The following is a 22,645-nucleotide window of genomic DNA, read 5'->3' on the forward strand; positions in this document are numbered from 1 at the left end:
GAGGACGAGTCTAAAAAAGATCACCCAGAAAGTTCTGAGTGATCTTGTACAACAGGGTTTACGAGGGATTAGTTGGTACCGGTAGTACCGCCTGTGCCGGTGGTACCGCCGGTGCCGGCTGTACCGCCATTGGAACTGCCACCCGAGTTGGAAGCGGCTGCCGCAGCGCCGACAACCGCCGTGCCGACCCCAACCCCTTCACCGAGGGTCACGCCGCCCACGAGCGGGGTGCTCAACGACAGGGACTCACCTGCGCCGGCGGCCTCGCTCACCGCAGCGCCAGCGACTTCACCCGCCGCCAGTGCCGCAGTACTTGTGAAAGCCAGCAAGCCGGCCAACAGTAATTTCCTCATATCAGACTCCTTCTCGATATTTACCCCTTATCAAACTTTGCAAATAAGGGCGTAGTGATGGAACGGAGATAAACAGGCTATGCAAACTGTACAAAGATCCTGTTGGATCACGCACTTAGCCTCCTCGAAATCATCTCACTTGTGGATAGCTCAAACCACCCATGTTAATAATCGTCAGGTTTAAACGACTGGCCGTACTGATAACCCGCGACCAATACCGTAATAGTCAAAACCGTTGGCTTTCATCCGCTGCGGATCGAATATATTGCGGCCATCAAAGATCACAGGCGTGCTCAGTTTTTCTTTAATCAAGTCCAGGTCCGGGGCTTTGAACTCACGCCACTCCGTCACAATCACCAAGGCATCGGCACCTTGCAGCGCGGCCTCTTTGGTCCCCATGAGCAGCAAGTCTTCGTTCATGCCGTAAATGCGCTGAGTCTCGGCCATCGCTTCCGGGTCGAAGGCTTGAACCCTGGCGCCCACGCTGCGCAATTGTTCGATCAGCACGCGGCTGGAAGCTTCGCGCATGTCGTCGGTATTGGGTTTGAAGGCCAGGCCCCAGATCGCAAAGGTCTTGCCCTCCAGTTGCCCACCGAAGTGATGGTGGATATGCCCGAACAGGTGCTGCTTCTGGCGCTTGTTGACTTCCTCGACGGCCGACAACAGCGTTGCCTGATAGCCAATCGACGACGCGGTGCGCTCCAGGGCCTGTACGTCTTTCGGGAAGCACGAGCCGCCATAACCGCAGCCAGGGTAGATAAAGTCGTAGCCGATCCGAGGGTCAGAGCCAATGCCTTTACGAACGGCTTCAATGTCTGCGCCCAATCGTTCGGCGAAGTTGGCCATTTCATTCATGAAGGAAATCTTGGTGGCCAGCAGGCAGTTGGCTGCGTACTTGGTCAGCTCGGCACTGCGGATGTCCATCGTGATGATTTTTTCGTGGTTGCGGTTGAACGGTTCATACAGTTCCCGCATGCGCTCCACGGCGTAGCTGCTGTCACTGCCGATGATGATTCGGTCGGGACGAGTGCAGTCGGCGACTGCCGAACCTTCCTTCAGGAACTCAGGATTCGAGATCACCTGAAACGCCACCTCAAGCCCCCGGGACGCCAACACCTCGGACACCTTCGCCTGGACTTTATCCGCGGTCCCCACCGGTACCGTGGACTTGTTCACGATAATCTTCGGCTCGGTCATGTTGAGCGCGATGGTCGCGGCAACGGAGAGCACGTACTTGATGTCAGCGCTGCCATCGTCATCCGGCGGCGTGCCCACGGCGATGAATTGCACCTCACCATGCCGCACGCCTTGCGCCGCGTCGGTGGTGAACTGCAAGCGCCCGGCATCATGGTTCTTCTGCACCAGCGCACTCAGCCCCGGCTCATAGATCGGAATGATCCCGCTCTTGAGGTTCTCGACTTTGGTGGCGTCAATGTCGACACAGCAGACTTCATGCCCCGCATCAGCCAGCACCGCCGCTTGCACCAGGCCCACATAGCCGATTCCAAATACAGTTACGTTCATTTCAATAGTCCTTTAAACAAGCTCGAGGCGGCCATAGCGGTCTTCAAAGCGGATGATGTCGTCTTCACCCAGGTAGGAGCCGGACTGCACTTCAATCAGCTCCAGCGGGATGCGTCCCGGGTTTTCCAGGGAGTGCACAACGCCAATGGGGATGTAGGTGGATTGGTTCTCGGTGAGCAGCACCTGCTTGTCGGCGATCTGCACATTCGCCGTGCCGGACACCACGATCCAGTGCTCGGCCCGATGGTGGTGGAGCTGCACCGACAGCTTGTGGCCCGGCTTAACCGTGATCCGCTTCACCTGGTAGCGATAGCCCTGGTCCACCGAGTCATATTTGCCCCACGGCCGATAGACTTCGCGGTGACTGGCGCTCTCGATCCGGTGGTTTTTTGTGAGCTGGGTGACGATTTTCTTGACGTCTTGCGCATGGTCCTTGGTGGTCACCAGGATCGCGTCGGCGGTCTCGACCACCACCACATCATTGATCCCGGCAACGGTGACCAGGCGGTGGCTGGCGTGCACATAACTGTTGGTCACGTCTTGCAGCAGCACATCGCCTTGGGTGCAGTTCTGGTTCTGGTCCTTGAGGCCCGCTTCCCACACGGAATCCCAGGCACCCAGGTCGCTCCATGGAGAGTTGAGGATGACCACCGACGCGATGTCGGTTTTTTCCATCACCGCGTAGTCAATCGACACGTTGGGCGCGTTCACGAAATCCACCTGGTTGAGCCGGGTGAAATCCTGGTCGTAGGCCGCATTGGAGAGGGACAGTTCCGCGGCCACCATGATCTCCGGGCTCAAGCGCTCCAGCTCAGCCTTCATCACGGAAGCGCGGAACATGAACATGCCGCTGTTCCAGAAGTAGTTGCCTTGGGCCAGGTAGCTTTGTGCGGTCTCAAGATCGGGCTTTTCGACAAAGGCCTCGACATGTGCGGCGCCGTCGAGCGCAGCGGTGTGAGTACGAATGTAGCCGTAGCCGGTCTCGGGCTTGGTGGGCACCACGCCGAACGTGACGATCTTGCCCTTGTTGACCTCCACCGTGGCCAGCGTCAAGGCCGCATTAAAGGCGCCGGTATCGCCGATCACATGGTCTGCCGCCAACACCAGCAGGATCGGATCATCGCCGTCTTGCAGGGCTGACAACGTCGCGGCGGCAATCGCCGGAGCGGTATTCCGGGCCGTGGGTTCAAGAAGGATTTTCTGGGGTATCAAGTCCAGCGATCGACTTTGCTCGGCCACGATGAAACGGTGTTCTTCGTTGCACACAATGATCGGTGGGCTGACGTTCTCGCCCTCTATCGACAGGTGCTTGATGCGGTCCAACGTGGCTTGAAACAAACTCAAGTCACCGTGCAGCGCTATAAACTGCTTTGGCTTAAGTGCTCTAGATAGCGGCCACAGGCGCGTGCCTGAGCCGCCAGACAATATCACTGGAATCATAGCGATTACTCGATGATTAAACGTAATGGGGGCGTGTCGACCAACAGCCGAAACTTAGGAGGTGAATGACTTCACATAACTGATCAAACGGTCTCTTTCGGTAAAGTCCAATGGACTTTCCGAGCTGCTGTAGTTAAGTGCCGAATCAATCGCCGAAAAGAAGCCGTCTTTATCGTGGGCGATAAACACCGACGGAATATCTGAAAAGTTCTCGGCGGTGTCGTACTGGTGATTATTGATGTGTTCACCCCGTCGGCTGTCGCGCGGGACGATAACGATGGGTTTCCCCAACTCAAGGGAGCGAATGATATTGCCCATGCCCGCATGGGAAACGATCACCTTGGATGCATTGAAGTTCTTGGAAAACAGCGGCTCGGCGATGGTCTTGTACGCCGTGATACCGCCCAGGTCATTTTCGTTATTGCCCACTTGGGCAACAATCGGAACCTGCGGGTTTGCATGACTCCACTCATGTAAGTAGCCGAGCATTCTTTCAAAGGGTGCTTGAGTGCCAACGCTGCAAAATATCATTTATACAATCCTCCCTTTATATTGGGCGCGGCTGTTTTGCGAAAGCGAGGGCCACTGGGTCAGTAACTCATCGACAAAATACACAGCGATGCGGCCGGACAACGAGAGCTTCTTGGGGTTGGCGATGCTGTCAATCCACAGGGTCTTTTTCCCCATGAGTTTTCCAGCGACCAATCCCAGCAAACCTGGAGCGGCGCCGGTGGAGATCACGTACCTGGCCTTGCTGCGGTAGACGATCGCAAAAATCTGGCAAAAGCCCTTGATGATCTTCATCGGCTCACTGCGATTAAAGTCCGGGACTTGCGCAAAGGCATGGGCTGGATACTGCGAGCCAATGCTGATATCCACGGTGGCGATGGTAACTTTCTGACCGTCGAAGGCCGGCAGCAACTTGCTCATTTGCACCCAGTGCCCACCTCCAGAACAAATCAATAAAACATCACTTGATTGACTCATGACGGTTCCCTTCCTGTCAGGTGTAATAGACATCATTAAATAGTGGCGGCAGTTCTTAACTGTTGTGCCTGGCCTTTCCAGCGGGCTATTCGCTTGGCTTTGAGCAAGGCTGATTTCTCTTTATAGATTTCTTGATTGGCGATGAGCTGCGCGACGCCGGCCTTTATCGACAGCGGGTTCAGGGTGTCTACGAACACTGCGGCTTCGGAAAACAGCGAGCGCAGTACCGTGGTATTCGAGAGCGCCATCGGCCTGCCGGCGCTGACCGCTTCGTTGGCCACGCTCAACTGCACGTTGTCGCGGGTGGTCAGGCCGAGCACCACATTCGCGTTGCACAGCAACTGTTCGAACGTCGCTTTGCTGAGGAAACCGGTCAGCTTGATGTTCGCGGGAAGTGACACCACGAGTTCTTCGGACAACTTGCCCTGGTGCTTGCCAGTGATCAGGAAGTCAACATCCGGCATTTCCCGGGCGGCGTTGATCACGATCTCTATGGGCTCATCGATATCAAAAGAGCACGGAAACAGCACATAGGGCCTCTCGCGCTCAGTGGCGGGCGCCGCCGGGAAGTCACAGGGCAAGTCTTCCAGGATAAAGATATTGGTTTCCTTGACGCCAAGGCCTGCCAGTTCTTCTTTGACTTTAAAGTTATGCACGACCACTGCGTCGATTCTATTCAACAGGGATACAGTGCCCGGAAAGCCTATCCACTGTTTGCGCAACAAGCTGTTGTGGGCATCAGCGATAATCTTCAAGCGCCGGTTGAATATAAACTTGTAGGCCAGTGCTATATGCAATACCGGACTCGGCGGCAACTGCACCCACAGTACTTCCGGAGAACCGGCCAACAGCGTCTTGATGGTTTTAAACGACTTGATCAAGTAGTCCAGTGGACGCGCCGATTTCTTCTTGAACTGGTTGGGCAAGTGCAGAATGTCATAGGCCCAATATTGCTTCATGGTATCGGCGCGTCGTTGATAGCCAATCCATGCGATCATTAATGATTTCACGTCAGAATCCTGCATAAATAAAAGTGGAGCCAGTGAGATGCTTACACGGCAAACCAAATCGGAAAGTCGGCGCTGTACAGAATATTTTTATTCCTGAAGCGAAGATGTTTGGCCGGGTTGCCGCCCACAATTGAGTACGCTTCAACGTTGCGCGTGACCACACTGCCTGGATAAACCACGGCGCCTTTTCCGATGGTGACGCCTGGCATCACCATCACATTGGGAAAGATCCAGGCGTTGTCTTCGATCACTACGGGTTTGCCCACCAGGCAACTCATCGGGTCATCAATATCGTGACCCAGGGTATAAATCCTGGCGTTGTGGGAAATATTGACGTTATCCCCAATCTGAATCCCGGCCCGGTTGTCCAGGTAGCAGTCGTAATTGACTGTGCAGTTTTTCCCGATGGAGAAGTTGCCGAAGGTAAAAAAAACCACCTTGCGGTGAACCGTAGTTTTCGCGCCCACCTGGCATCCGGTCAGCCTGAGCAGTGAACGCCTCAGGTTGAAAAACAACGCCAGGCTGAGCAGCGAATTAAACAGCGCAACAGCGGCCTTCTTGATATTCAGTTTCAGGTTCTTCACTTAGTCACCCTGCCCTGATGCATCAGTCACGCGCTGGGAACTCATCACAAAATTCCTGAAGCGGATATTGGTGCTGACCGGCGTGGCGAACGACGGGTTATTCCCACCGAAGAACGTGGAAAACAGCAGGCCATCGATGGTGATGTCCGGGGTGTCTCTAAACGTCAGTCCGGTTTCGGAGTGCACCAGCTTTTTGTCGTACCAGATGGAAATCACGCCATCGGCCTGCCCCGGTGTATTCAACTTCACCAGTTGCTCCAACCTGTGCCACTGCCCGACCGTAAAGATCCAGGAACCCAGGCCGACTGCCGTGCCCCAGGTTTTACTGGTGGGCAAATAGGCATAGATCGCACCGGCGCCCTTCTCTTTCCAGATATAGCGCGTGGAAAAGCCGTCATGCCCGTTGGGTATTTTCCCGCCGGTATTGCCGGTGCCGCCGTAGAGGCCAGGGAGCTTGCCGCCTTTTACAAAATTGAAATTCTGGTCGAACTTCAACTCGTACGTCAGCACCAGGCACTCCCTGCCCGGTTGCGGGAGCGGGGATTTGAATTCGATTCCGCCGTAGGGCAATCCGAGCCGAACCATCGAGCCCGGGTCGTACGAGCCGGCGGGAAAATGCACGGCGATGTCCTTGATTTTCTGGCTGTAGGTTTTGTTGGTTAAATTGGCGCGGCCCTTGATGCTGTTCTGCGCCTGAGTACCGTCGAGCACCTGCGACACATCCGGAAGTGACGGATAGATGTTTTTGATGCGTTGCTCGCAGCGGTCGCTGGCCTCTGATGCGCCGCTCGCGGCCACCTGCAGAGAGAACGCCAAAGTGAGTAGCGTCGAGGCTGTCTTTTTCACGTCGATTGCCCCCTCCACTTTATTTTCCATCGACCCATTTCAAAAAATCGTCGACCGCTTTTTGCGCAAGGGAAGATCGCTGGGCAATTTCCTGCTTGAGGTGCTCGGCCATTTGCGCTTTCGATTGGCGGAATTCGCTGATGGTCGTGATGATCACGTCGGGGTCCGGGACGCTGACCAGCTTCGTGCCGTGCGGGAGCATTTCATGGACTTTTTTCAGCTTGTTTTCGATCTCAACGGCGATGGTCGGGAAACCCAGGGAAGCCGGCAGGAGTACGCCGTGGGCCCGTGCGCTGATGATCACGTCGGACTCAACGATGAGTTTCGCCATGAAGGTTTCAGGGGTATCGCCGGCGGCGTCCCAGCACAACCACTCGAAGGTGTCGTACTTGTCGATCAGGTGCTGGTCACGCTCTTTGTAGAGCGAGACTAGGCGCACCTGCTCGCCTCGCTTGGCCAATTCATCAGCGGCCTGAACCATCGCCTTGATGAACTGTTGCCCGTTCGCATCGTGGGGCCAGTCGCGCAGGATAAAGGACAGGTACTTGCCCTTCTTGAGGCTGCCGATTTCCAGGTCTTTGCTGGAGATCCAGAGGTCGGAAAGCAGGCTTGGGTCGGTGTACACCTCCACGTCTTTCTTTCCGAAGGTATTGCAATGCTGCTGGCTGGTACCGTCCCGCACGGAAATGTAGTCACAGCGATTGATCACGCTGACGGCGCGGGTCAGCAACTTGCCGCCGCCATCAAACGGGCCCAGGCCGATACAGAACGCCGCCAGACGCTGGTGGAAATAGATCTTGTCGACACCGCCACGCAGCCCGACATACAGGCGTAACAGCGTGGACTTCAGGTCGGTTTGAGCCTTGATGCTCTTGTAGACCTTCGCCAATCGCCCGGTGGTGGCGGTGACTTCTTTGGCCGGCGGGATGAACGAGAAGAACTGGCCGCCGCCGCCCAACACCACCAGGTCAGCCTTGACCGGTTCCTTGATATGCAGCCACTTGATGCGCGGGTTGAAGTTCCTGGCGATCTCCGGATGATCGACACCCACCGCAATATCCGATTCTTTAAAGCGCTTTTTCAGAATATTGATCACGCATAGCATTAATACGTCATCACCCAAGTTACCCGGACCGTATGCACCCCGGATATAAACTTTACTGACATTCATGCTGGGCTTCCATTTTCCACGGGGTCATTAAACACGGTATTCAAGGCAAACGTCGTTGCGAGAATGTAGATAAATATCGTCGCCATAATCATCAATCGATACAGGACACTTTCAACGTAGGCGCTGGCTATGAAACTGATAAAAGGCAATGTCCACAGGATCAGGATCCTGGGAGAAATAAGCAGTTCCAAAGGCAGTATTTTCTTATAAACAAAATAAGGCAGGCCCAGCAGGAAGTGGATGAACTGCGAACCAATGAATGCCTTGGCAATCCCGATTGCGCCCTCCTCCCTGAGCCATAACGCGCCGGCGATAAACAGCAGGCCCCATAGAATGTTGCTCATGACGCTGAACCAGGCCAGGTTCATCACGATCATCTTTCTTGAGATGCCGGACTTGAATGCACTGAGTAAAGACCCGAGGATTACCAGCACCAACGTGACTTCAAAATCCCGCCCGAGGAAACTGCTGCCATAGAGTTTGGCCAGCAACTCGGGAAACATGATCACCGGCTGTATGATCACTAATACTACTAACCAGCCTGACAGAAAGTTCAAGGCGTCCAGCTTGCGGTTTTTACCGCCCAGCGCTGCAGCCAGCATCGGCACCAGTACAGAGCCCAACACCACGGAAACATGTGAAAAGATCGCGTTCCATTGCATGGCGGCGGCGTACATGCCTAGCGCGGCAAGACCGTTAGTTGTTTCTGCCAACAGCTTGTTGGCGAACCAGTTCATTGGGGCGACCATCAACCCCGTCAGCAATACCGGCAGGCCCACCGACAACACGGCATGCTTTTCAGTCATTGCGCCTGTGAAGCTCAGCGCGGTGTTCCGGGCCTTGAGTATTTTCCAGCAGGCCAGTGCGCTGAAAAACACGATCAGCAATTGGGAACCGGCCAACCCCAGCAGCGCGCCGTTGAGCCGGAACTGGATGGTCAGGAAATACGTCGCCGGGATCGCGACCATCGCGATGATTCCGTTGATCGTCGCAATCGACCGGTATTGCCCCCACCCGGTCAGGCAACCTTGGGTCCACCCCGACAGAATGATGAAGGTGATGGTGCTCAATACAATCAGCGACGCCGCGCTCAGGCTGTCTGCGCCCAAGATAACGCTGGAAAAGAAGTGCGGGAAAAACAGCGCTGTCCCGATGATCATCGCGCTGAAAAACACCGAAAATGTCAGCGTCAGGGCGATGCCCCGGCCGGTTTTCTCGGGGCTGCTCTCTTTGAACTCCCCGATATGCTTGGCCGTTGCCGTGGTGGTGGCTTGGGCGGCGACGTTGGCCAGCATCACAATCGCGCTTTGGATCAACCCGTACTCACCAAAGGATTGGGCGCCCAATACCCGGGCCACCAGGATGCCGGTGATCACCACCGAGACTTTGGTGGCGACGGCAGAGATGAAACTCCAGGCCGTACTGGAGACGAATTTTTTCAACACTGTGCTGTTCATCCGGCTTTCACCTGTAAGGGCATGGTTATCAGCGGCAAGCCCGGCTTGAGCAGCTTTTTACGTTGCCTCGCCGTGTGTTCCGCACAAACGCGCAGGACGATGGCGCCATAAGCGATCCCGATGGCGTACGGCTGATAAGGCGTGGCCGACACAACGAACATCACGCCCAAAAACACAGCGATCGAGACCGCCACCCGGCTGTTCATGTGCTGGGTAATCGAGGTAATGAACACGTACAACAGGTACAAGCCGATCAGCCCGTACTTAACGAAGTACGTTAAGTAGGCACTGTCGATATTCGAGTTCTTGTCATCGAGGCCACGGTATTCAAACCACGGAATTTCGAACGGCGTTCCCGCGCCCAATCCGACAAAGTAGTGCAGCGGGTTCATGCCCCGGATCAGTTCCAGCGCGGGGCTGAAACGAGTGCCCAGTTGAGCGGCCATGCCTTCAGACGACAAACCGTCATTGATTCGGTCAGCGCCGATCATGTTGCTGACGCCGATAAACGCCATCAGTACAACGGCCCCGGCCAGGGCGACCCCGATCATGCGGGCCGGCTTTGTGTATTGGTGAATGATGATCGCCGCAAACACCGACACAAAGATGAAGCGCGAATTGGCGATAAACAGACAGATGAATGAGGTGGCCAGGCAAATTCTGGCGAGCTTTTTTCGCTGTTCAAACAGCCGTGGGTCTATGAAGTAATAAATCAGGTATGCCACGGCGGCGTACGTACCGCCATCCAGATACCGGTAGGCGTTTTCTTCATAGTAAACGTCTTGAAATTTGTACAGGCCCAACCGCAACCAGGCGATATCCAGCACGTTAAATGCCGTCATCGCGATCAATAGCAACAGCACTGTTTGCAGCTTCAGGGTTTTCGCGGCAAGGGTCGCGATATTCGAGAGCACGATAAACGACAGGATCATTATGAAAGGCCGGACATCTTTCAACAGGTACTTGTTCGAAGACTCCAGCAAACCGCACGCGAGTAATACCAGATACAGGCCACAGCCAAACAACAGACCGCCTGGCGCTGTCAGTTGATTCCTCTGCGAAACCACCTGCCTGACCAGCAGTGCCCCCAGCCCACCGACGATGTAAAAGTCAAAGAAGTAGAGGCCTTTGAGCGAGATTATTTCGCTGTAGGAGTTACCCGTGGGAATAACAGCCAGCATTATCCCAAACACTACCATTGAGTATTTTGGATTTTTCGCCGCGAGCAAACCCGCTGACAGCGCGATAAGGGATAACAGGTAAAACATGGCTGGGTATTCTTTATGCTGATTTGAATTTGGCACGCTACCGCCCCAGGATTTTTCGTTCATTTCCTGAGAACGTAACCGCTATCCTGCAATTACAGTGGTGACTCAGCTCCGATCAGCCTGGTACTCGTACTGGTAATACCCGTAGTTGCCATAGCCATATTTGGCCGAGGCTTTCTTTTCAACGCCGTTGAAGATCGCGCCCCTGAGCACGATGCCGTTCTGGGCAAACCGGCGAATGGTGTGTTCGATCTCTTTTGCCGGGTTCAGGCCATAGCGCGTGACGATCAGGTTGGTCCCCGACTGCCTTCCCACGATCGCCGCGTCGGTCACGGCCAATAGCGGCGGCGTATCCAGAATCACCAGGTCATAGCGTTCGCTGACTTGCGACAACAATTCGGTCAGGTTGCGATGCATCAACAGCTCGGAAGGATTGGGCGGTATCTGCCCGCGGCTGATGATGTCGAGGTTTTCAATGCCGGTTTTGTGAATGGCGGACTCAAGGGTGCATTGGTTGGAGAGGATGTCGGAAAGCCCATCCTTGGCCGGCACACCCAACACCTTGTGCAGGTAGCCACGGCGCATATCCACATCAATCAACAAGACGCGCTGCCCGGTTTGCGCGATCACCGCCGCCAGGTTGACCGAGACGAAAGTCTTGCCTACCTCGGGGCTGGGCCCGGAGATCATGATGCGGTTATTCGGCGCCTCGAGCATCGCGAAGTGCAGGCTGGTGCGCAAACTGCGCAAGGCCTCCACCGCCAGGTCCGTGGGGTGACTGATGGCCAGCAATGACGACTCTGCATTGGTACGTCCACGACCGCGGGTGATTTTGTCTTCTTCAACCTTTTGCAACGGGCTGTATGGAATCGACGCATACACCGGCAACCCGAGTTGCTCGATGGCTTCCGGGCTTTCCAGGCCACGATTCAGCGCCTTGCGCAGCAGCACCAGCGCCACCGCCAGGAAGCCGCCCAACAGCGTCGCGATCAGCACAATCAGGATCTTTTTCGGCTTGATCGGCTTGAAGTAATTGACGTCTGCGGTGTCGATCAGGCGCACGTTGCCCACGGTCCCCGCGCGCATCACATCCAGTTCCTGGGACTTGTTCAGCAGTTGGGTATAGATGGCCGTGCCGACCTCGACATCCCGGGTCAGGCTCAACAGCTCCTGCTGGGTCGAGGGCAGGCCTTCTACCCGGCTCGCCAGGCTTTGCTGCTTGCTGGTCAACTCGCCAATCTGGGTCAGCAACGCGCGATACGCGGGATGCTGGCGGGTGAACTTGCGGTCCATCTCGGCCTGCTGCAACTTCAGCTCGGAGATGCTGGTATCGAGCCCCACGATCTGGTCGAGAATCGCCTTGGTTTCCAGGGTGATGTCCACCGACTTGCTGCGGGTCTGGTATTCATTCAAGGCCTTGCCGGCTTTTTCCAGGTCCTTCTTGACCTCCGGCAGTTGCTCCTTGAGGAACGCCAGGCTTTGCGCCGCCTCAGCCGAGGTGCGCTCGACGTTTTGCCGCACGTAGATGGCCGCGATCTGATTGAGGATTTTGATCGCCTGGTCCGGGTCGGTGCTTTCCAGCGCCAGGCCGATCATGCCCGACTCTTTCCCCCGCTCGACCACATCCAGGTTCTCTTGGTAGTCGAGGATGCTGGTCAGGCGCGCATTGCGGATCACTCGGAAACGCGTGCCGGGTTTGGCACGCAGTTCTTCAATCTGGAACGCGACGCCATTTTGCTCGATCAGTTGCCCGACTTGGCCAGCCGCCAACACCTGATCATCTTCATCCACCAAGGTGAAATGATCATGTTCACCTACGGTCAGGGTCAGTTTCTTGCCCAGTTGCCCGTCGGGCAGGTCCAGCTTGAAAATCTTCAGCGACTCGCCGCCCCAGGCGAAACTGTCCAGGCCCAGCAAGGGCTCGGCGATTGCACCGGGGTTAGTCTTCTGGAAGCGGCGCGCGAGGAACTCACCGACCACCGGGAAGTACATCGGCTGTACGACGATATCGAGTTTCAGGTTGTCGACGGTTTTGCCAATCACATACCGCGACTGGATCAACTCGATCTCGGTGGCCGAAGGCGACTCCTTGCCGAGCATGCCGCCGATGTCCGAAAAGCCCAGCAAGTCGTTCTTTTTCGCTTCGACCTGCAGCAGGGCATTCGCCTGATAGACCGGGGTCGCCAACACCGCATACGCGGCGCCTGTGAGCATAAAGGCGCCGGTAACCGCGGCGATCAACCATTTGTGGTCGATCAGTGTTCCAAACAGACCGAGGAGATCAATCTCCTCGTTATCGTCTTCCCGTACGGTGACTGCTGGCGCTTGCTGCATAAGTCGGATTCTTAGCCTTTATTTCGATTCAAAAAGTCATGGCGATCAGCGTGCGAGACGCTGCGCCCATGCGTTTACGGCTTCTTCGATCAACGCATAAGCGTGCACAAAAGCAGCTTTCCCTTGCCGGTAGGGGTCGCTGATCTCTCGCTCGTTTTGCCACTTCCCCAGCAGCAAGACCTTGCCTCGCGCCTCGGGCGCCATGCTGAGTACGGCATTGATGTGCTGTCGCTCCATCACCAGGATCAGGTCGGCTTCACTGATCGCCTGTGGCTCCAGCTGGACGGCCTGGTGCTCAATAACTGGATGACCATGGGCCTCGAGTACCGCACGCGCGGTGGTTTCAATCGGCTTGCCGACCAACGCGGCAATGCCCGCAGAACTGACCTTGATATCGCAGCGACTCAGTGCGCCACGCAACAGGCTTTCCGCGGTGGGACTACGACAAATATTGCCAATACAGACAATCAACACTCTTTTAAACAAGACACTATTCCCCGGGCCATCCATTACCCCACGAAGCCATCACATCAACTTCGCAACTTCGCGGCAGTATTTATTACCATGGAACCCCCACTTCACCAACATTATCTCCAGACGAAAAATAACAACACTCGCACTAGCCCGACGATTTATAACATTCATGACTTTGCAGCGTGCGCCGGCTTTAAATTACATGACCGCCGAGTTTCGTTATATATAGACAGAGGAAGTTCCATGAGCGCAAATGCCAACAAAGCCTGGTACCTGGTCCAGTGCAAATCCCGGCAGGACGAGCGCGCCGAGGAACATCTTCAGCGCCAGGGCTATACCTGTTTTCGCTCTACCTATAAACGCGAACGGCTGTTGAAGGGCCAGCGCAGGACCACGCGTGAATCGCTGTTTCCCGGTTATCTGTTTATTCAAATGAGCCTGCAGGACAGCTGGAGCTCCCTGCGCTCGACTCGCGGGGTGTCGCGGGTCGTGGCATTCGGCGCACATCCGCTGCCCATCAGCGACGCGCTGGTGGATGAGCTGCAGGAGCGAGACCATCAGGGCGTTGTGGCAACCCTGTTGCAGCCGGGCGAAAGCGTGCGCATCAACGAAGGGCCGTTTGCCGAACTTGAGGCCGTCTTCCTGGCCATGGACGGAGAAGAACGGGTGGTGTTGCTGATGAACTTCCTGCAACGGGAACAGCGAATCAATTTGCCATTAGCGGAAATCAGCCGAGTCCAGTTGACTTGCTGACAACCTACTTAATCAGACGAAAAATAACATCCAACTTACTAGCAGACTAAAAATAACATCCCCTTACTTTTTCGCCTCTTCAGAATAAAGTAATACCTGAATAAACAGCGAGGGACGGCCATGAAAAGTTCAAAGCTATTGGTAGAGCGTATCGGCCTGTTTCCTTCTTCGGGGAACATCCACGTCAAGGTTAATAGTTCAACCACTGTTGTAGAACGCATGCAGGTGTTATACGCCAGCAACTCACTGGACAGCGATGAATCCTGTAGCGGGCTTTCAATGGTCTTTGCCGACTGGCGCTTCAAGTTGCAGGTGAGCAATCCCCTGTCCATTTGCCTGTGTGTGGAGAGTCGCGGCGACAGCCACCTGATGCAAATAAAGACCGCCGAGTTACTGGCCAACATCTCCTGCACCGAGGAGCGGCCATGAGCATTTATGAGGACCTGAAACGTGCGTACGCCTTGAAAAGGCTGACGAACGCGTTTGAAGGGTTTGTGGGCCTGGCGCCCAACGAACAGCTGCCGGCGGAGCAATACGCACGCAACACCCAGGTGCTGTCCCACTGGCTGGATCGCTTGCGAGACAACTCACCGCAGGACATCACCGATACGTTGTTCAAGCAAATGAAGCGCGCTCAGCGCCGTGGCGATGCCCGGCGCTTCAATTGCCAGACGGTACTGCTGGAGCTGCTGGTGGAGAGTAACCTGGCCCTGGACCTGGCTACTTACTCGGCGTTCATCGGCATGGATGAGGCGCGCCAGGAAGGCTCCTGATGGGCCTCATCAGCCCCTGAAACCGCCACGGCGACATGGTTGAGCAGTTTCTCGGCGTTGTACTTGGGTGCCATCGCACTGAGCAACAGAATCACCATTCCCCCACCGATCAGGGATGGGGAAACCCGCACCTCAACCACCTCAAGTCGCCATAGAAAAGCGATCGCCGCCATCCCACCCAGGAAGCCACCGGCCAGCGCTTCGTTGAGCGGGTGAATGTAGGGCGCGACGCAAAAAGCGCTGAACCAGGCGGTGATCAACAGCCCGCAGATAGCCGCTGGCCAGCGCCAATCGGGGTTGATGCGGCGGGCTACCAGGCTGATCGCCACAGGGACCATCAACGAGGTATTCATGGCGTGGCCGCTGAGCACGGCGATATCGAGGTGTTGGAGCGACACGCCCCAGCCCTTGAACAACAATTTGCTGAACGCGACGATGGAATAGGTGCAGGCGATTGTCATCAGCCACCACTTGACCGCCTGGGGCCGGGAGTACCAGAGCCAGACGGCGATCACCACTGCGGCCGGAATCATGACGGTGATACCGCCGTATTGCGCCAGTTCTTCCCGTATCAAGTGCTGTTCCTTACGTGCGATTTTTGCTGGTTCCAATGAGACCTCAGACCAGGGTAAAACACAACGACTTCGGGGCTTGGCGGGCGATTTGGATGTGGACCGAGTACATATCCGTTATTTAGGTAACGGCCACCTATGGTTCCGCTCTTACAGCGGGTCACTTTTGGCAAACGCCCCAAAAGTAACCAAAAGGTCTTTGCCCCACCACTCGGTGCCTCGCCTAGGCTCGGCATGCCCGCACTCCGGCCCGATTCCGCGGGCCGCCGCGACGGGCCATCCATGGCCCGGCGCGGCTAAATCGGCATCCCTGCCGATTTACCCGCTCCACCGTGCCTACTTGCGGCCATCGTGGTTGACGGGGCCCGCAGATCAAAATCAAAAGCAGATCAAAAGCAGAGCACAGCGGCCTCCCGGCCGGCTTGAGTGTTAAAAGCAAAAGCAAAGACCAGAGCGAAAACAGAGCTGCTTTTCTGTGGGAGCGGGCTTGCTCGCGAAAAACCTGAGAGCGCCGCGTTCATTCAGGATGCCCGCGTCATCGTTAACGACCTTCGCGAGCAAGCCCGCTCCCACATTTTTTGGACCGTGCCCGCTTTAGCTTTTGATTTTGCTCTTCAACACTCAAGCCGGCCGGGAGGCCGCTGTGCTCTTGCTTTTGATCTGCTTTTGATCTTGATCTTAGGCGCCCCGTTAAACCACGCTGGCCGAACGCAGGCTTTGGAGCGTGGGTAACCTGGCAGGACGCCAGGTTAGCCGTCCTGGGCCAGGGATGGCCCATGACGGCGGCCCACGCTCCAAAGCCGGAGTGAGGGCACACCGAGCCTAGGCGAGGTGCCGAGTGGTGGGGCAAGAGCGTTTTGCTTACTTTTGCGCTCTTCAAAAGTGAGCCGCTGTAAGAGCGGAACCATAAGCCGCCGTTACCGCAGCAACGGATATGCCCCCCCTCCCCTAGCTACAGATACAGTCTCAAGCCACATGACGAGCCTTGTGCAACGACCCCGCCACCAGCCTGCCAAACGCATCCACCGGCCCTTGCAGGTTGCCAAGGAAATGCGGGTAGATCAGCCAAAGATCCATCACCGGCTTGAAATCCTTCAACGGCATGACCGCCAACTGCTCGCGATGAGCACTGCGCTCCAGCAACGGCCGTGGCACCAGGCCAAGGCCCAGGCCGTCAGCCACCAACCCCAGTTGCAACTCAGTGCCAAAGGTCTCCAGATTGACCCGCAACGCCAGACCCTGGTCCGACAAGGTACGCTGCAACCCCGCGCGAAACCCGCAGCCATCGGGGTTGAGAATCCAGCCGTTCTGGTACACGTCCGCCAACTTGCAGGGCTTCTTGGGCAGTTGGCCCTTGCCACAAACCACCACCAATTCCACCTTGCCCATAGACTCGCCGACGATACTATCCGGGAATATCTTGCCCGCCGGAAACAGCGCCGCCGCCGCGTCCAGCTCACCACGCTCGATCTTGCCCACCAGTTGGCTTCCCCAACCGGTAGCAACCTGCGCCCGCAGCTCGGGAAACTCACTGCGCAGGTGCTTGAGGGCATCCAGCAGCACCACATCGCCGATGGTCTGCGGCACGCCCAGGCGCAGAACACCAGTGGGCGGCGCGTCGGTGGCCACCAGTTCGCGCAGGGCGTCCATTTCCCGAAGGATCGAACGGCACTGCTCATACACCCGCGTACCGATCAAGGTCGGCTTGAGCGGCTTGGTGTTGCGGTCGAACAACTCCACCCCCAGCGCCTGCTCGAAGTTCTGCACGCGACGGGTGATGGCCGGCTGGGTCAGTTGCAACGACTCGGCGGCATGGCTGATGGACTGGCAACGAATCACTTCGACAAACGCATCGATATCGTCAATTTTCATTTGGGCCGCACATAGAGAACAGTCATTAAGATGTGTGAAAAGCATAGTTCCATTACCGGTAGCTGGATAGGCCACGGGGCTGATCGATAACAACCCACGCGCCTCAGGCCGGTTCTAAATTACTTTCAGCTATAACCTAATCATTAAAAGACAGCATATTAAGCTCAAACATTATGCTTAGATAAAGCCATCACCCTGAACCACCCACGATGGAATTGTCATGACCCAGGCCCGACACCCGGAGAGACTCAGAGCATTCATTGGCGCCCTGGCGGAATTGATCGACGGCAACCCTCGCGAAGGCGACGTGCTGCACCGCGGCGGCAAGCTGCTGGCGCAACTGGTCAGCCATGATGACTGGCTGCCGGACGAATTTGCCCAACCCGACCCCGAGCGCTACCAGCAGTTCCTGCTGCACGCCGATTCGCGTCAGCGCTTCAGCATCGTCAGTTTTGTCTGGGGTCCGGGGCAAACTACGCCGATCCATGACCATCGCGTGTGGGGGCTGATCGGCATGCTGCGGGGCTCCGAGTATTCCCAGGGTTTTAAGCGTAACGCTGAAGGCGCGTTGGTCGCCGATGGCAGGCGCATCCAGCTTGCGCCCGGCCAGGTGGAAGCGGTGTCGCCAAAGATCGGTGATATCCATCAAGTCAGCAATGCGTTCAGCGACCAGGTGTCCATCAGTATTCATGTCTACGGCGCCAACATCGGTGCCGTACGCCGTGCCGTCTACCAGCCAGACGGCAGCGAGAAACTGTTTATCTCCGGTTATTCCAACGCCTTTCTCCCGAACATCTGGGATTTGTCCAAAGACGCCTTGTCCAACGAGAGCCCTGCCCCATGAGTACTGCATCGAACCGCAGCTTCGCCCAGATCCGTCAGGCCCTGCTGGACCATGAAGAAGTCGCCCTTGTGGATGTGCGCGAGGAAGCACCTTTCGCCGAATCCCACCCGCTGTTCGCCGCGAATATCCCACTGTCGAAACTGGAACTGGAGGTGTACTCGCGCATCCCGCGCCGGGACACTCAGGTGACGGTCTACGACAACGGTGAAGGCCTGGCGCAGATTGCCGCCCAGCGCTTGCAGGCCCTCGGCTATACCGAGGTCAGCCTGCTGGAAGGCGGCCTGGACGGTTGGCGCAACGCCGGTGGCGAGCTGTTTATCGACGTCAACGTACCGAGTAAAGCCTTTGGTGAACTGGTGGAAAGCCAGCGCCACACGCCGTCCCTCGCGGCTGAAGAAGTGCAGGCCTTGCTCGACAGCAACGCCGACGTGGTAGTGCTCGACGCCCGGCGCTTTGATGAATACCAGACCATGAGCATTCCCACCGGCATCAGCGTGCCCGGCGCCGAACTGGTACTGCGCGCCCGTGAGCTGGCGCCCGACCCGGCCACCCGCATCATCGTCAATTGCGCCGGGCGTACCCGCAGCATCATCGGCACGCAGTCGCTGATCAATGCGGGCATCGCCAACCCGGTGTCTGCCTTGCGCAACGGCACCATCGGCTGGACCCTCGCCGGGCAGAAGCTGCAACACGGTCAGGCTCGACGCTTTGCGCCAACCTCGGAAGAACACCGCCAGATCGCCAGCAAGGACGCCCGCCAAGTCGCCGACAAGGCCCGCGTAGGTCGCGCCACCCTCGCCGACCTGCAACGCTGGCAGCAGGAAGCGGCGCGCACCACTTACCTGTTCGACGTACGCACCCCGGAAGAATTCGCCGCCGGCCATCTGCCCGGCTCGCGCTCCACGCCGGGCGGCCAGTTGGTGCAGGAAACCGATCACGTCGCCAGCGTGCGCGGCGCCCGGTTGGTACTGGCGGATGACGACGGCGTGCGGGCCAATATGTCTGCGTCCTGGCTCGCACAGCTGGGTTGGGACGTGTATGTGCTGGATGACCTGCAACCTGCGCATTTCAGCGAACAGGGTGCGTGGGTCGCTCCCGTCCCGGCACCGCAACAGGCCGAACTGATCAGCCCGCACACCCTCGCCGAATGGCAGGCCCATGGCGACACCGCGGTACTCGATTTCACCGCCAGCGCCAACTACGTCAAGCGCCATATCCCCGGGGCCTGGTGGGCGTTGCGTGGGCAGTTGCCCGAAGCCTTGCGCAAGGTGCCTGCTGCCGAACGCTACGTGTTGACCTGCGGCAGCAGCCAACTGGCGCGCCTCGCGGTCGCGGAAGTCGAAGCGCTGACCGGCAAGCCGGTGTTCCTGCTGGAGGGCGGCACCACCCGCTGGATCGCTGCGCAACGGCCCCTGGAGGAAGGCGAAACCCGGCTCGCTTCACCGCGCATCGACCGCTACCGCCGCCCGTACGAAGGCACCGACAACCCGAGGGAAGCCATGCAGGCCTATCTGGATTGGGAGTTCGGCCTGGTGGATCAGTTGGCCCGCGACGGCACCCATGGCTTTTATGTGATCTGAAGGGTCGTTAAGCATGACGTTGGGTACCTGGGACCCAGCGTCGCTCTCAAGTTTTTCGCGAGCAAGCTCGCTCCTACGATTCGTTGAGCAATTTCGAAACGCGCACCAAGCCCGGCGGCAGCCCGAACACCTCAACCCCTTGCACGGTGGCTTGCCCGGTGGTGACCACCAGGCTTTCCTCCGGCTGCGACAGGTCCTTGCGATAACTCACTACCAGCGTTTCGCCCTGCTGCCGGATAGCGCCCGGGGGAACCACCATCGCCTGATCATTGCTGTAGGTGACAATGGTCAAACGCGCGCTCATGCCCAGGCGTACACGCTGTAACTGCTCGGGCGTGAGTTGGCTGATCGAGAGCGTCACCGTAAACCTGGCGGTCCCCTCATCGGCCAGGGCCAAGCTATTGACCGCTAACACTGAACCGCTCAAACGCTCACCCGCGAAACCGTCTCCGAGAATTTCTACCGCCTGCCCAATACGCAGCTGATTGACGTCCAGCTCGGAGACCCTTGCCACGACCTTCAACTGCTCGACCGTGGCCAACCGAAACAACGCCTGCCCCTGGGTTACTTTAGTACCGGCCTGCACGGTTGCAGCCCCACCGCCTTCAACGCCTTGCGCAAGAGCCAGTGGCATCACTACGCCGTCGAATGGTGCCCGCACCTCGCGGCCAGCCAGCAGCGTGTGCAACGCTTCGTACTTGACCGTGGCATTGGTCAACTCCATCTCGGCGAGTTGCCGATGATCCCCCATGCCCTGTTCCAGCACTTGCTTCAATTCACTTTGTGCGGCGACCAGCTCTTGTTGTTGCATCTGCACCTGCTGCTTGAGGTCATCCAGTTCGTTGCGGGCAATGATCCCCCGATCAAAGAGGTGGCTGCTTTCCTCCAGCTTGTGGCTCAAGTTGCTCATCAGCATCTGCGCGGTCCGCACTGCCCGCCGCGCACGCACGACGGTGACATCGTTTTCCCAGTCATCCAGCACCTGCACGGCACGTCGCGCCTTGAGTTGCACGGCCAAGGCCTCGCGCAACTGCATCTCGGCCTGCGCCGGGTCCATCGTCAGCAAGACCTGCCCAGTGCTGACTTGCTGGCCCTCCTCTACCTGCCGGACCCGCACATTGCCGTCAAACGGCGCTGTTACCACCAGGGTGTGATGGGGCTCGATCCTGCCCACCAGCGCAATCTGCTGCACCAGCGGAGCAGGCTCTACAGCCAGCCAGATTGGCTGTGGAACATCCTCAATGGAAGAGGTGCCAGCGCCGAGTAGCAGGCTGCCGGCCACCGTCGCCAGCACGACCGCGCAACCCGCCAGAGTGCGCCGCATGAGGTTTTGCTTAGTGATCATTAAGGGCAATCTCCCAGCTCTCCAAGATCATGCCGAGTGTCAGTTGCAGACGGGTCTGGGCATTCAGATAGGCAATCAGCGCACCCAGCCGGGTACTTTGTGCATGGCGCAAGTCGCTTTCAAAACTGATGACCTGAAAGTTGCTGGAACGTCCGGCCGCGAGTTTCTCGCGCTCGATGTCCAGCTTGCGCTGGGACAACTGCGCCGAGCGTTGCGCGATCTCGTACTGACGCCACAGGGTGCCCAGTTCGCGTACCACCGTGGTCACGTCGTTTTCCAATGCCTGGCGCGTTTCGGCCTGGGCGATTTCCAGCGTCTGTTGGTTGACCCGCGCCCGCACCTCGGCCTGACGTGTACTGCGATCGCCAATGGGAATCTCCAACTGCACGCCGGCATAGCGCTCCCAGCGACGCCCAGACCCGACACCATCGTCGTAGCGGTCGGTCATCTGATTGGCCCCGGCCACCAGCGACAGATCCCAGCGCGACTGGTCCCTGGCGACAATCAGGTTCAACTCGGCCTGCTGGCTTTGCAGCAAGGTGGACAAATATTCCGGTTGTTGTGCCTGTGCCAGGCGCAAGGCGTCGCGGCGGTCGATGCTCAGGTGGGAAGCCTCCAGCACTTCCGTGGCGCGCACCGCCAGGGACAGGTCCAGAGCCAGCATTCGCAACAAGGCCAGGCGACTGTTGTCCAGCTCGTTACGCGCCTCCTCAACCCCCAATTGCTGAGCGGCAATGTCGGCCTGGGTCTGCACGATCTCAAACTCGGCCATGCGGCCTGCCTGGATCAGCGCCTGGTTCACCGCCAGGAGTGACTCAGCGCGTACGAGTGCCTCCTCGACAATGCTCAATTGCTCCTGGGCCCGCAGCAAGTCTCGGTAGGCCGTACTGATCTCGGCCACCGTACGCGAGACTGCAGCCTTGAGGTTCAAGCGCTCGGCTTGTTCGGCCAGCCGCGCCATGCGCAAGGGGGCGGTGGTGACTTCTCGGCCTGCGCCACGCAGCAAGGGTTGAATCACCGCCAGGTCCAGGCCGTCCCGGCGCAACCCGGCAGCGCTGTCTGAGGCATGTATCTGCCGGGCCCAGCCCAGGCTCAGGCGGGTGCCGTATTCGCCGAGCAGGTTGGCGGTGGGAGACAGCTCGACGTCGCGGGTTCGGTCATTGCTGCCTTGGGTATTCATATAGCTGCTCTTGAGCGACAGCTTGGGCCTGAAGGTGTCTTCTGCCACGCGCAGGTCGAACTTCTGCGTGATGCGTTGCAGGTAGGCGCTGCGAATGCTCGGGTTATTGCGCAAGCCCAGGTAAATCGCATCCCCCAGGGTCAGGTGGGTCAACTGTTCGCGCAGGGACGCGCTGACAGTAGCGGTCATGGTCGGCATTGAAGCCTGATCGTGCATCGTCAGGGTTGCGTAGCTTGCAGGGCTCAACACGCCGGCGAGCATGCCGAGTACGAGGCGCC

Annotated in this window: 22 protein-coding genes; 5 read left to right on the top strand and 17 right to left on the bottom strand. The window is 57.7% G+C overall.

Features of this window, described 5'->3' with window-relative positions; translation table 11 throughout:
* Positions 1–68 precede the first annotated feature (68 nt).
* From NVB75_RS06145 to NVB75_RS06205, 13 genes are all read right to left on the bottom strand, one after another.
* A complete protein-coding gene (locus NVB75_RS06145) occupies positions 69–353 on the bottom strand; it encodes a hypothetical protein (RefSeq protein ID WP_063030974.1) in 285 nt (94 codons plus the stop codon).
* A 180-nt stretch (positions 354–533) separates the two neighbouring features.
* Positions 534–1,877, bottom strand: a complete 1,344-nt coding sequence (locus NVB75_RS06150; RefSeq protein ID WP_017475064.1) for a UDP-glucose/GDP-mannose dehydrogenase family protein — start codon at positions 1,875–1,877, stop codon at positions 534–536.
* A gap of 12 nt (positions 1,878–1,889) precedes the next feature.
* Positions 1,890–3,317, bottom strand: a complete 1,428-nt coding sequence (locus NVB75_RS06155; RefSeq protein ID WP_258346464.1) for a mannose-1-phosphate guanylyltransferase/mannose-6-phosphate isomerase — start codon at positions 3,315–3,317, stop codon at positions 1,890–1,892.
* A 54-nt stretch (positions 3,318–3,371) separates the two neighbouring features.
* Complete coding sequence (locus tag NVB75_RS06160) at positions 3,372–3,746, bottom strand: glycosyltransferase (RefSeq protein WP_258346465.1); 375 nt, start codon at positions 3,744–3,746, stop codon at positions 3,372–3,374.
* Positions 3,747–3,848: 102 nt separating this feature from the next.
* Positions 3,849–4,304: a polysaccharide biosynthesis protein gene (locus NVB75_RS06165; protein WP_235616430.1), complete on the bottom strand. Its 456-nt coding sequence runs from the start codon at positions 4,302–4,304 to the stop codon at positions 3,849–3,851.
* A 35-nt stretch (positions 4,305–4,339) separates the two neighbouring features.
* A complete protein-coding gene (locus NVB75_RS06170) occupies positions 4,340–5,302 on the bottom strand; it encodes a glycosyltransferase family 1 protein (protein ID WP_309149019.1) in 963 nt (320 codons plus the stop codon).
* Between the two features lie 53 nt (positions 5,303–5,355).
* Entirely contained in the window at positions 5,356–5,898 is a 543-nt protein-coding gene (locus tag NVB75_RS06175; protein WP_219272014.1) for a DapH/DapD/GlmU-related protein, read from the bottom strand.
* A complete protein-coding gene (locus NVB75_RS06180; protein WP_258346467.1) occupies positions 5,899–6,774 on the bottom strand; it encodes a polysaccharide lyase in 876 nt (291 codons plus the stop codon).
* On the bottom strand, positions 6,764–7,915 hold the full coding sequence (locus NVB75_RS06185) for a polysaccharide pyruvyl transferase family protein (protein ID WP_258346468.1): 1,152 nt from the start codon (positions 7,913–7,915) through the stop codon (positions 6,764–6,766). Before NVB75_RS06185 ends, NVB75_RS06180 begins: the two co-directional genes overlap by 11 nt.
* On the bottom strand, positions 7,912–9,372 hold the full coding sequence (locus NVB75_RS06190; protein WP_275713341.1) for an oligosaccharide flippase family protein: 1,461 nt from the start codon (positions 9,370–9,372) through the stop codon (positions 7,912–7,914). The genes NVB75_RS06185 and NVB75_RS06190 overlap by 4 nt, the downstream gene beginning before the upstream one ends.
* Positions 9,369–10,640: a DUF6369 family protein gene (locus tag NVB75_RS06195; protein WP_309149020.1), complete on the bottom strand. Its 1,272-nt coding sequence runs from the start codon at positions 10,638–10,640 to the stop codon at positions 9,369–9,371. The genes NVB75_RS06190 and NVB75_RS06195 overlap by 4 nt, the downstream gene beginning before the upstream one ends.
* Before the next feature lie 105 nt (positions 10,641–10,745).
* Positions 10,746–12,974, bottom strand: coding sequence for a polysaccharide biosynthesis tyrosine autokinase (locus NVB75_RS06200; protein WP_258346471.1), 2,229 nt, complete (start codon positions 12,972–12,974; stop codon positions 10,746–10,748).
* 45 nt (positions 12,975–13,019) lie between these two features.
* Positions 13,020–13,460 carry a low molecular weight protein-tyrosine-phosphatase gene (locus NVB75_RS06205; RefSeq protein WP_275713343.1) on the bottom strand — a complete coding sequence of 147 codons (441 nt, stop codon included), beginning with the start codon at positions 13,458–13,460 and terminating at the stop codon, positions 13,020–13,022.
* 231 nt (positions 13,461–13,691) lie between these two features.
* Here NVB75_RS06205 and rfaH point away from each other — a divergent pair, with 231 nt between their 5' ends.
* The 3 genes from rfaH to NVB75_RS06220 all read left to right on the top strand — a co-directional run bounded on the left by rfaH (position 13,692) and on the right by NVB75_RS06220 (position 14,974).
* Positions 13,692–14,201: a transcription/translation regulatory transformer protein RfaH gene (gene rfaH / locus NVB75_RS06210; protein ID WP_258346473.1), complete on the top strand. Its 510-nt coding sequence runs from the start codon at positions 13,692–13,694 to the stop codon at positions 14,199–14,201.
* 120 nt (positions 14,202–14,321) lie between these two features.
* Positions 14,322–14,630 (top strand): phosphomannomutase, encoded by a 309-nt coding sequence (locus NVB75_RS06215; RefSeq protein WP_226476182.1) that lies wholly within the window; start codon positions 14,322–14,324, stop codon positions 14,628–14,630.
* Complete coding sequence (locus tag NVB75_RS06220) at positions 14,627–14,974, top strand: hypothetical protein (protein WP_258346475.1); 348 nt, start codon at positions 14,627–14,629, stop codon at positions 14,972–14,974. The genes NVB75_RS06215 and NVB75_RS06220 overlap by 4 nt, the downstream gene beginning before the upstream one ends.
* Here NVB75_RS06220 and NVB75_RS06225 read toward each other — a convergent pair.
* Both NVB75_RS06225 and NVB75_RS06230 read right to left on the bottom strand, forming a co-directional pair.
* Positions 14,926–15,585 carry a hypothetical protein gene (locus tag NVB75_RS06225; RefSeq protein WP_258346476.1) on the bottom strand — a complete coding sequence of 220 codons (660 nt, stop codon included), beginning with the start codon at positions 15,583–15,585 and terminating at the stop codon, positions 14,926–14,928. The genes NVB75_RS06220 and NVB75_RS06225 overlap by 49 nt on opposite strands.
* A gap of 927 nt (positions 15,586–16,512) precedes the next feature.
* Positions 16,513–17,418, bottom strand: coding sequence for a LysR family transcriptional regulator (locus NVB75_RS06230; protein WP_258346477.1), 906 nt, complete (start codon positions 17,416–17,418; stop codon positions 16,513–16,515).
* A 220-nt stretch (positions 17,419–17,638) separates the two neighbouring features.
* Here NVB75_RS06230 and NVB75_RS06235 point away from each other — a divergent pair, with 220 nt between their 5' ends.
* Together NVB75_RS06235 and NVB75_RS06240 are read left to right on the top strand one after the other, a co-directional pair.
* On the top strand, positions 17,639–18,262 hold the full coding sequence (locus NVB75_RS06235; protein WP_258346478.1) for a cysteine dioxygenase: 624 nt from the start codon (positions 17,639–17,641) through the stop codon (positions 18,260–18,262).
* Entirely contained in the window at positions 18,259–19,842 is a 1,584-nt protein-coding gene (locus NVB75_RS06240) for a rhodanese-related sulfurtransferase (protein ID WP_258346479.1), read from the top strand. Before NVB75_RS06235 ends, NVB75_RS06240 begins: the two co-directional genes overlap by 4 nt.
* A 73-nt stretch (positions 19,843–19,915) precedes the next feature.
* Here the strand turns inward: NVB75_RS06240 and NVB75_RS06245 are convergent, their stop codons facing one another.
* Positions 19,916–21,187: an efflux RND transporter periplasmic adaptor subunit gene (locus NVB75_RS06245; RefSeq protein ID WP_258346480.1), complete on the bottom strand. Its 1,272-nt coding sequence runs from the start codon at positions 21,185–21,187 to the stop codon at positions 19,916–19,918.
* Positions 21,177–22,628: a TolC family protein gene (locus NVB75_RS06250; RefSeq protein ID WP_375378935.1), complete on the bottom strand. Its 1,452-nt coding sequence runs from the start codon at positions 22,626–22,628 to the stop codon at positions 21,177–21,179. The genes NVB75_RS06245 and NVB75_RS06250 overlap by 11 nt, the downstream gene beginning before the upstream one ends.
* Between the last annotated feature and the right edge of the window lie 17 nt (positions 22,629–22,645).

This window comes from Pseudomonas sp. CBS (assembly GCF_024734645.1).
In the GTDB taxonomy this organism is placed as follows: domain Bacteria; phylum Pseudomonadota; class Gammaproteobacteria; order Pseudomonadales; family Pseudomonadaceae; genus Aquipseudomonas.

Coding starts and splice junctions, on each gene's coding strand:
- NVB75_RS06145 (WP_063030974.1), bottom strand. CDS start 353: ATGAGGAAATTACTGTTGGCCGGCTTGCTGGCTTTCACAAGTACTGCG.
- NVB75_RS06150 (WP_017475064.1), bottom strand. CDS start 1,877: ATGAACGTAACTGTATTTGGAATCGGCTATGTGGGCCTGGTGCAAGCG.
- NVB75_RS06155 (WP_258346464.1), bottom strand. CDS start 3,317: ATGATTCCAGTGATATTGTCTGGCGGCTCAGGCACGCGCCTGTGGCCG.
- NVB75_RS06165 (WP_235616430.1), bottom strand. CDS start 4,304: ATGAGTCAATCAAGTGATGTTTTATTGATTTGTTCTGGAGGTGGGCAC.
- NVB75_RS06170 (WP_309149019.1), bottom strand. CDS start 5,302: ATGATCGCATGGATTGGCTATCAACGACGCGCCGATACCATGAAGCAA.
- NVB75_RS06180 (WP_258346467.1), bottom strand. CDS start 6,774: ATGGAAAATAAAGTGGAGGGGGCAATCGACGTGAAAAAGACAGCCTCG.
- NVB75_RS06185 (WP_258346468.1), bottom strand. CDS start 7,915: ATGAATGTCAGTAAAGTTTATATCCGGGGTGCATACGGTCCGGGTAAC.
- NVB75_RS06190 (WP_275713341.1), bottom strand. CDS start 9,372: ATGAACAGCACAGTGTTGAAAAAATTCGTCTCCAGTACGGCCTGGAGT.
- NVB75_RS06195 (WP_309149020.1), bottom strand. CDS start 10,640: ATGTTTTACCTGTTATCCCTTATCGCGCTGTCAGCGGGTTTGCTCGCG.
- NVB75_RS06200 (WP_258346471.1), bottom strand. CDS start 12,974: ATGCAGCAAGCGCCAGCAGTCACCGTACGGGAAGACGATAACGAGGAG.
- rfaH (WP_258346473.1), top strand. CDS start 13,692: ATGAGCGCAAATGCCAACAAAGCCTGGTACCTGGTCCAGTGCAAATCC.
- NVB75_RS06215 (WP_226476182.1), top strand. CDS start 14,322: ATGAAAAGTTCAAAGCTATTGGTAGAGCGTATCGGCCTGTTTCCTTCT.
- NVB75_RS06220 (WP_258346475.1), top strand. CDS start 14,627: ATGAGCATTTATGAGGACCTGAAACGTGCGTACGCCTTGAAAAGGCTG.
- NVB75_RS06230 (WP_258346477.1), bottom strand. CDS start 17,418: ATGAAAATTGACGATATCGATGCGTTTGTCGAAGTGATTCGTTGCCAG.
- NVB75_RS06235 (WP_258346478.1), top strand. CDS start 17,639: ATGACCCAGGCCCGACACCCGGAGAGACTCAGAGCATTCATTGGCGCC.
- NVB75_RS06240 (WP_258346479.1), top strand. CDS start 18,259: ATGAGTACTGCATCGAACCGCAGCTTCGCCCAGATCCGTCAGGCCCTG.
- NVB75_RS06245 (WP_258346480.1), bottom strand. CDS start 21,187: ATGATCACTAAGCAAAACCTCATGCGGCGCACTCTGGCGGGTTGCGCG.
- NVB75_RS06250 (WP_375378935.1), bottom strand. CDS start 22,628: ATGCTCGCCGGCGTGTTGAGCCCTGCAAGCTACGCAACCCTGACGATG.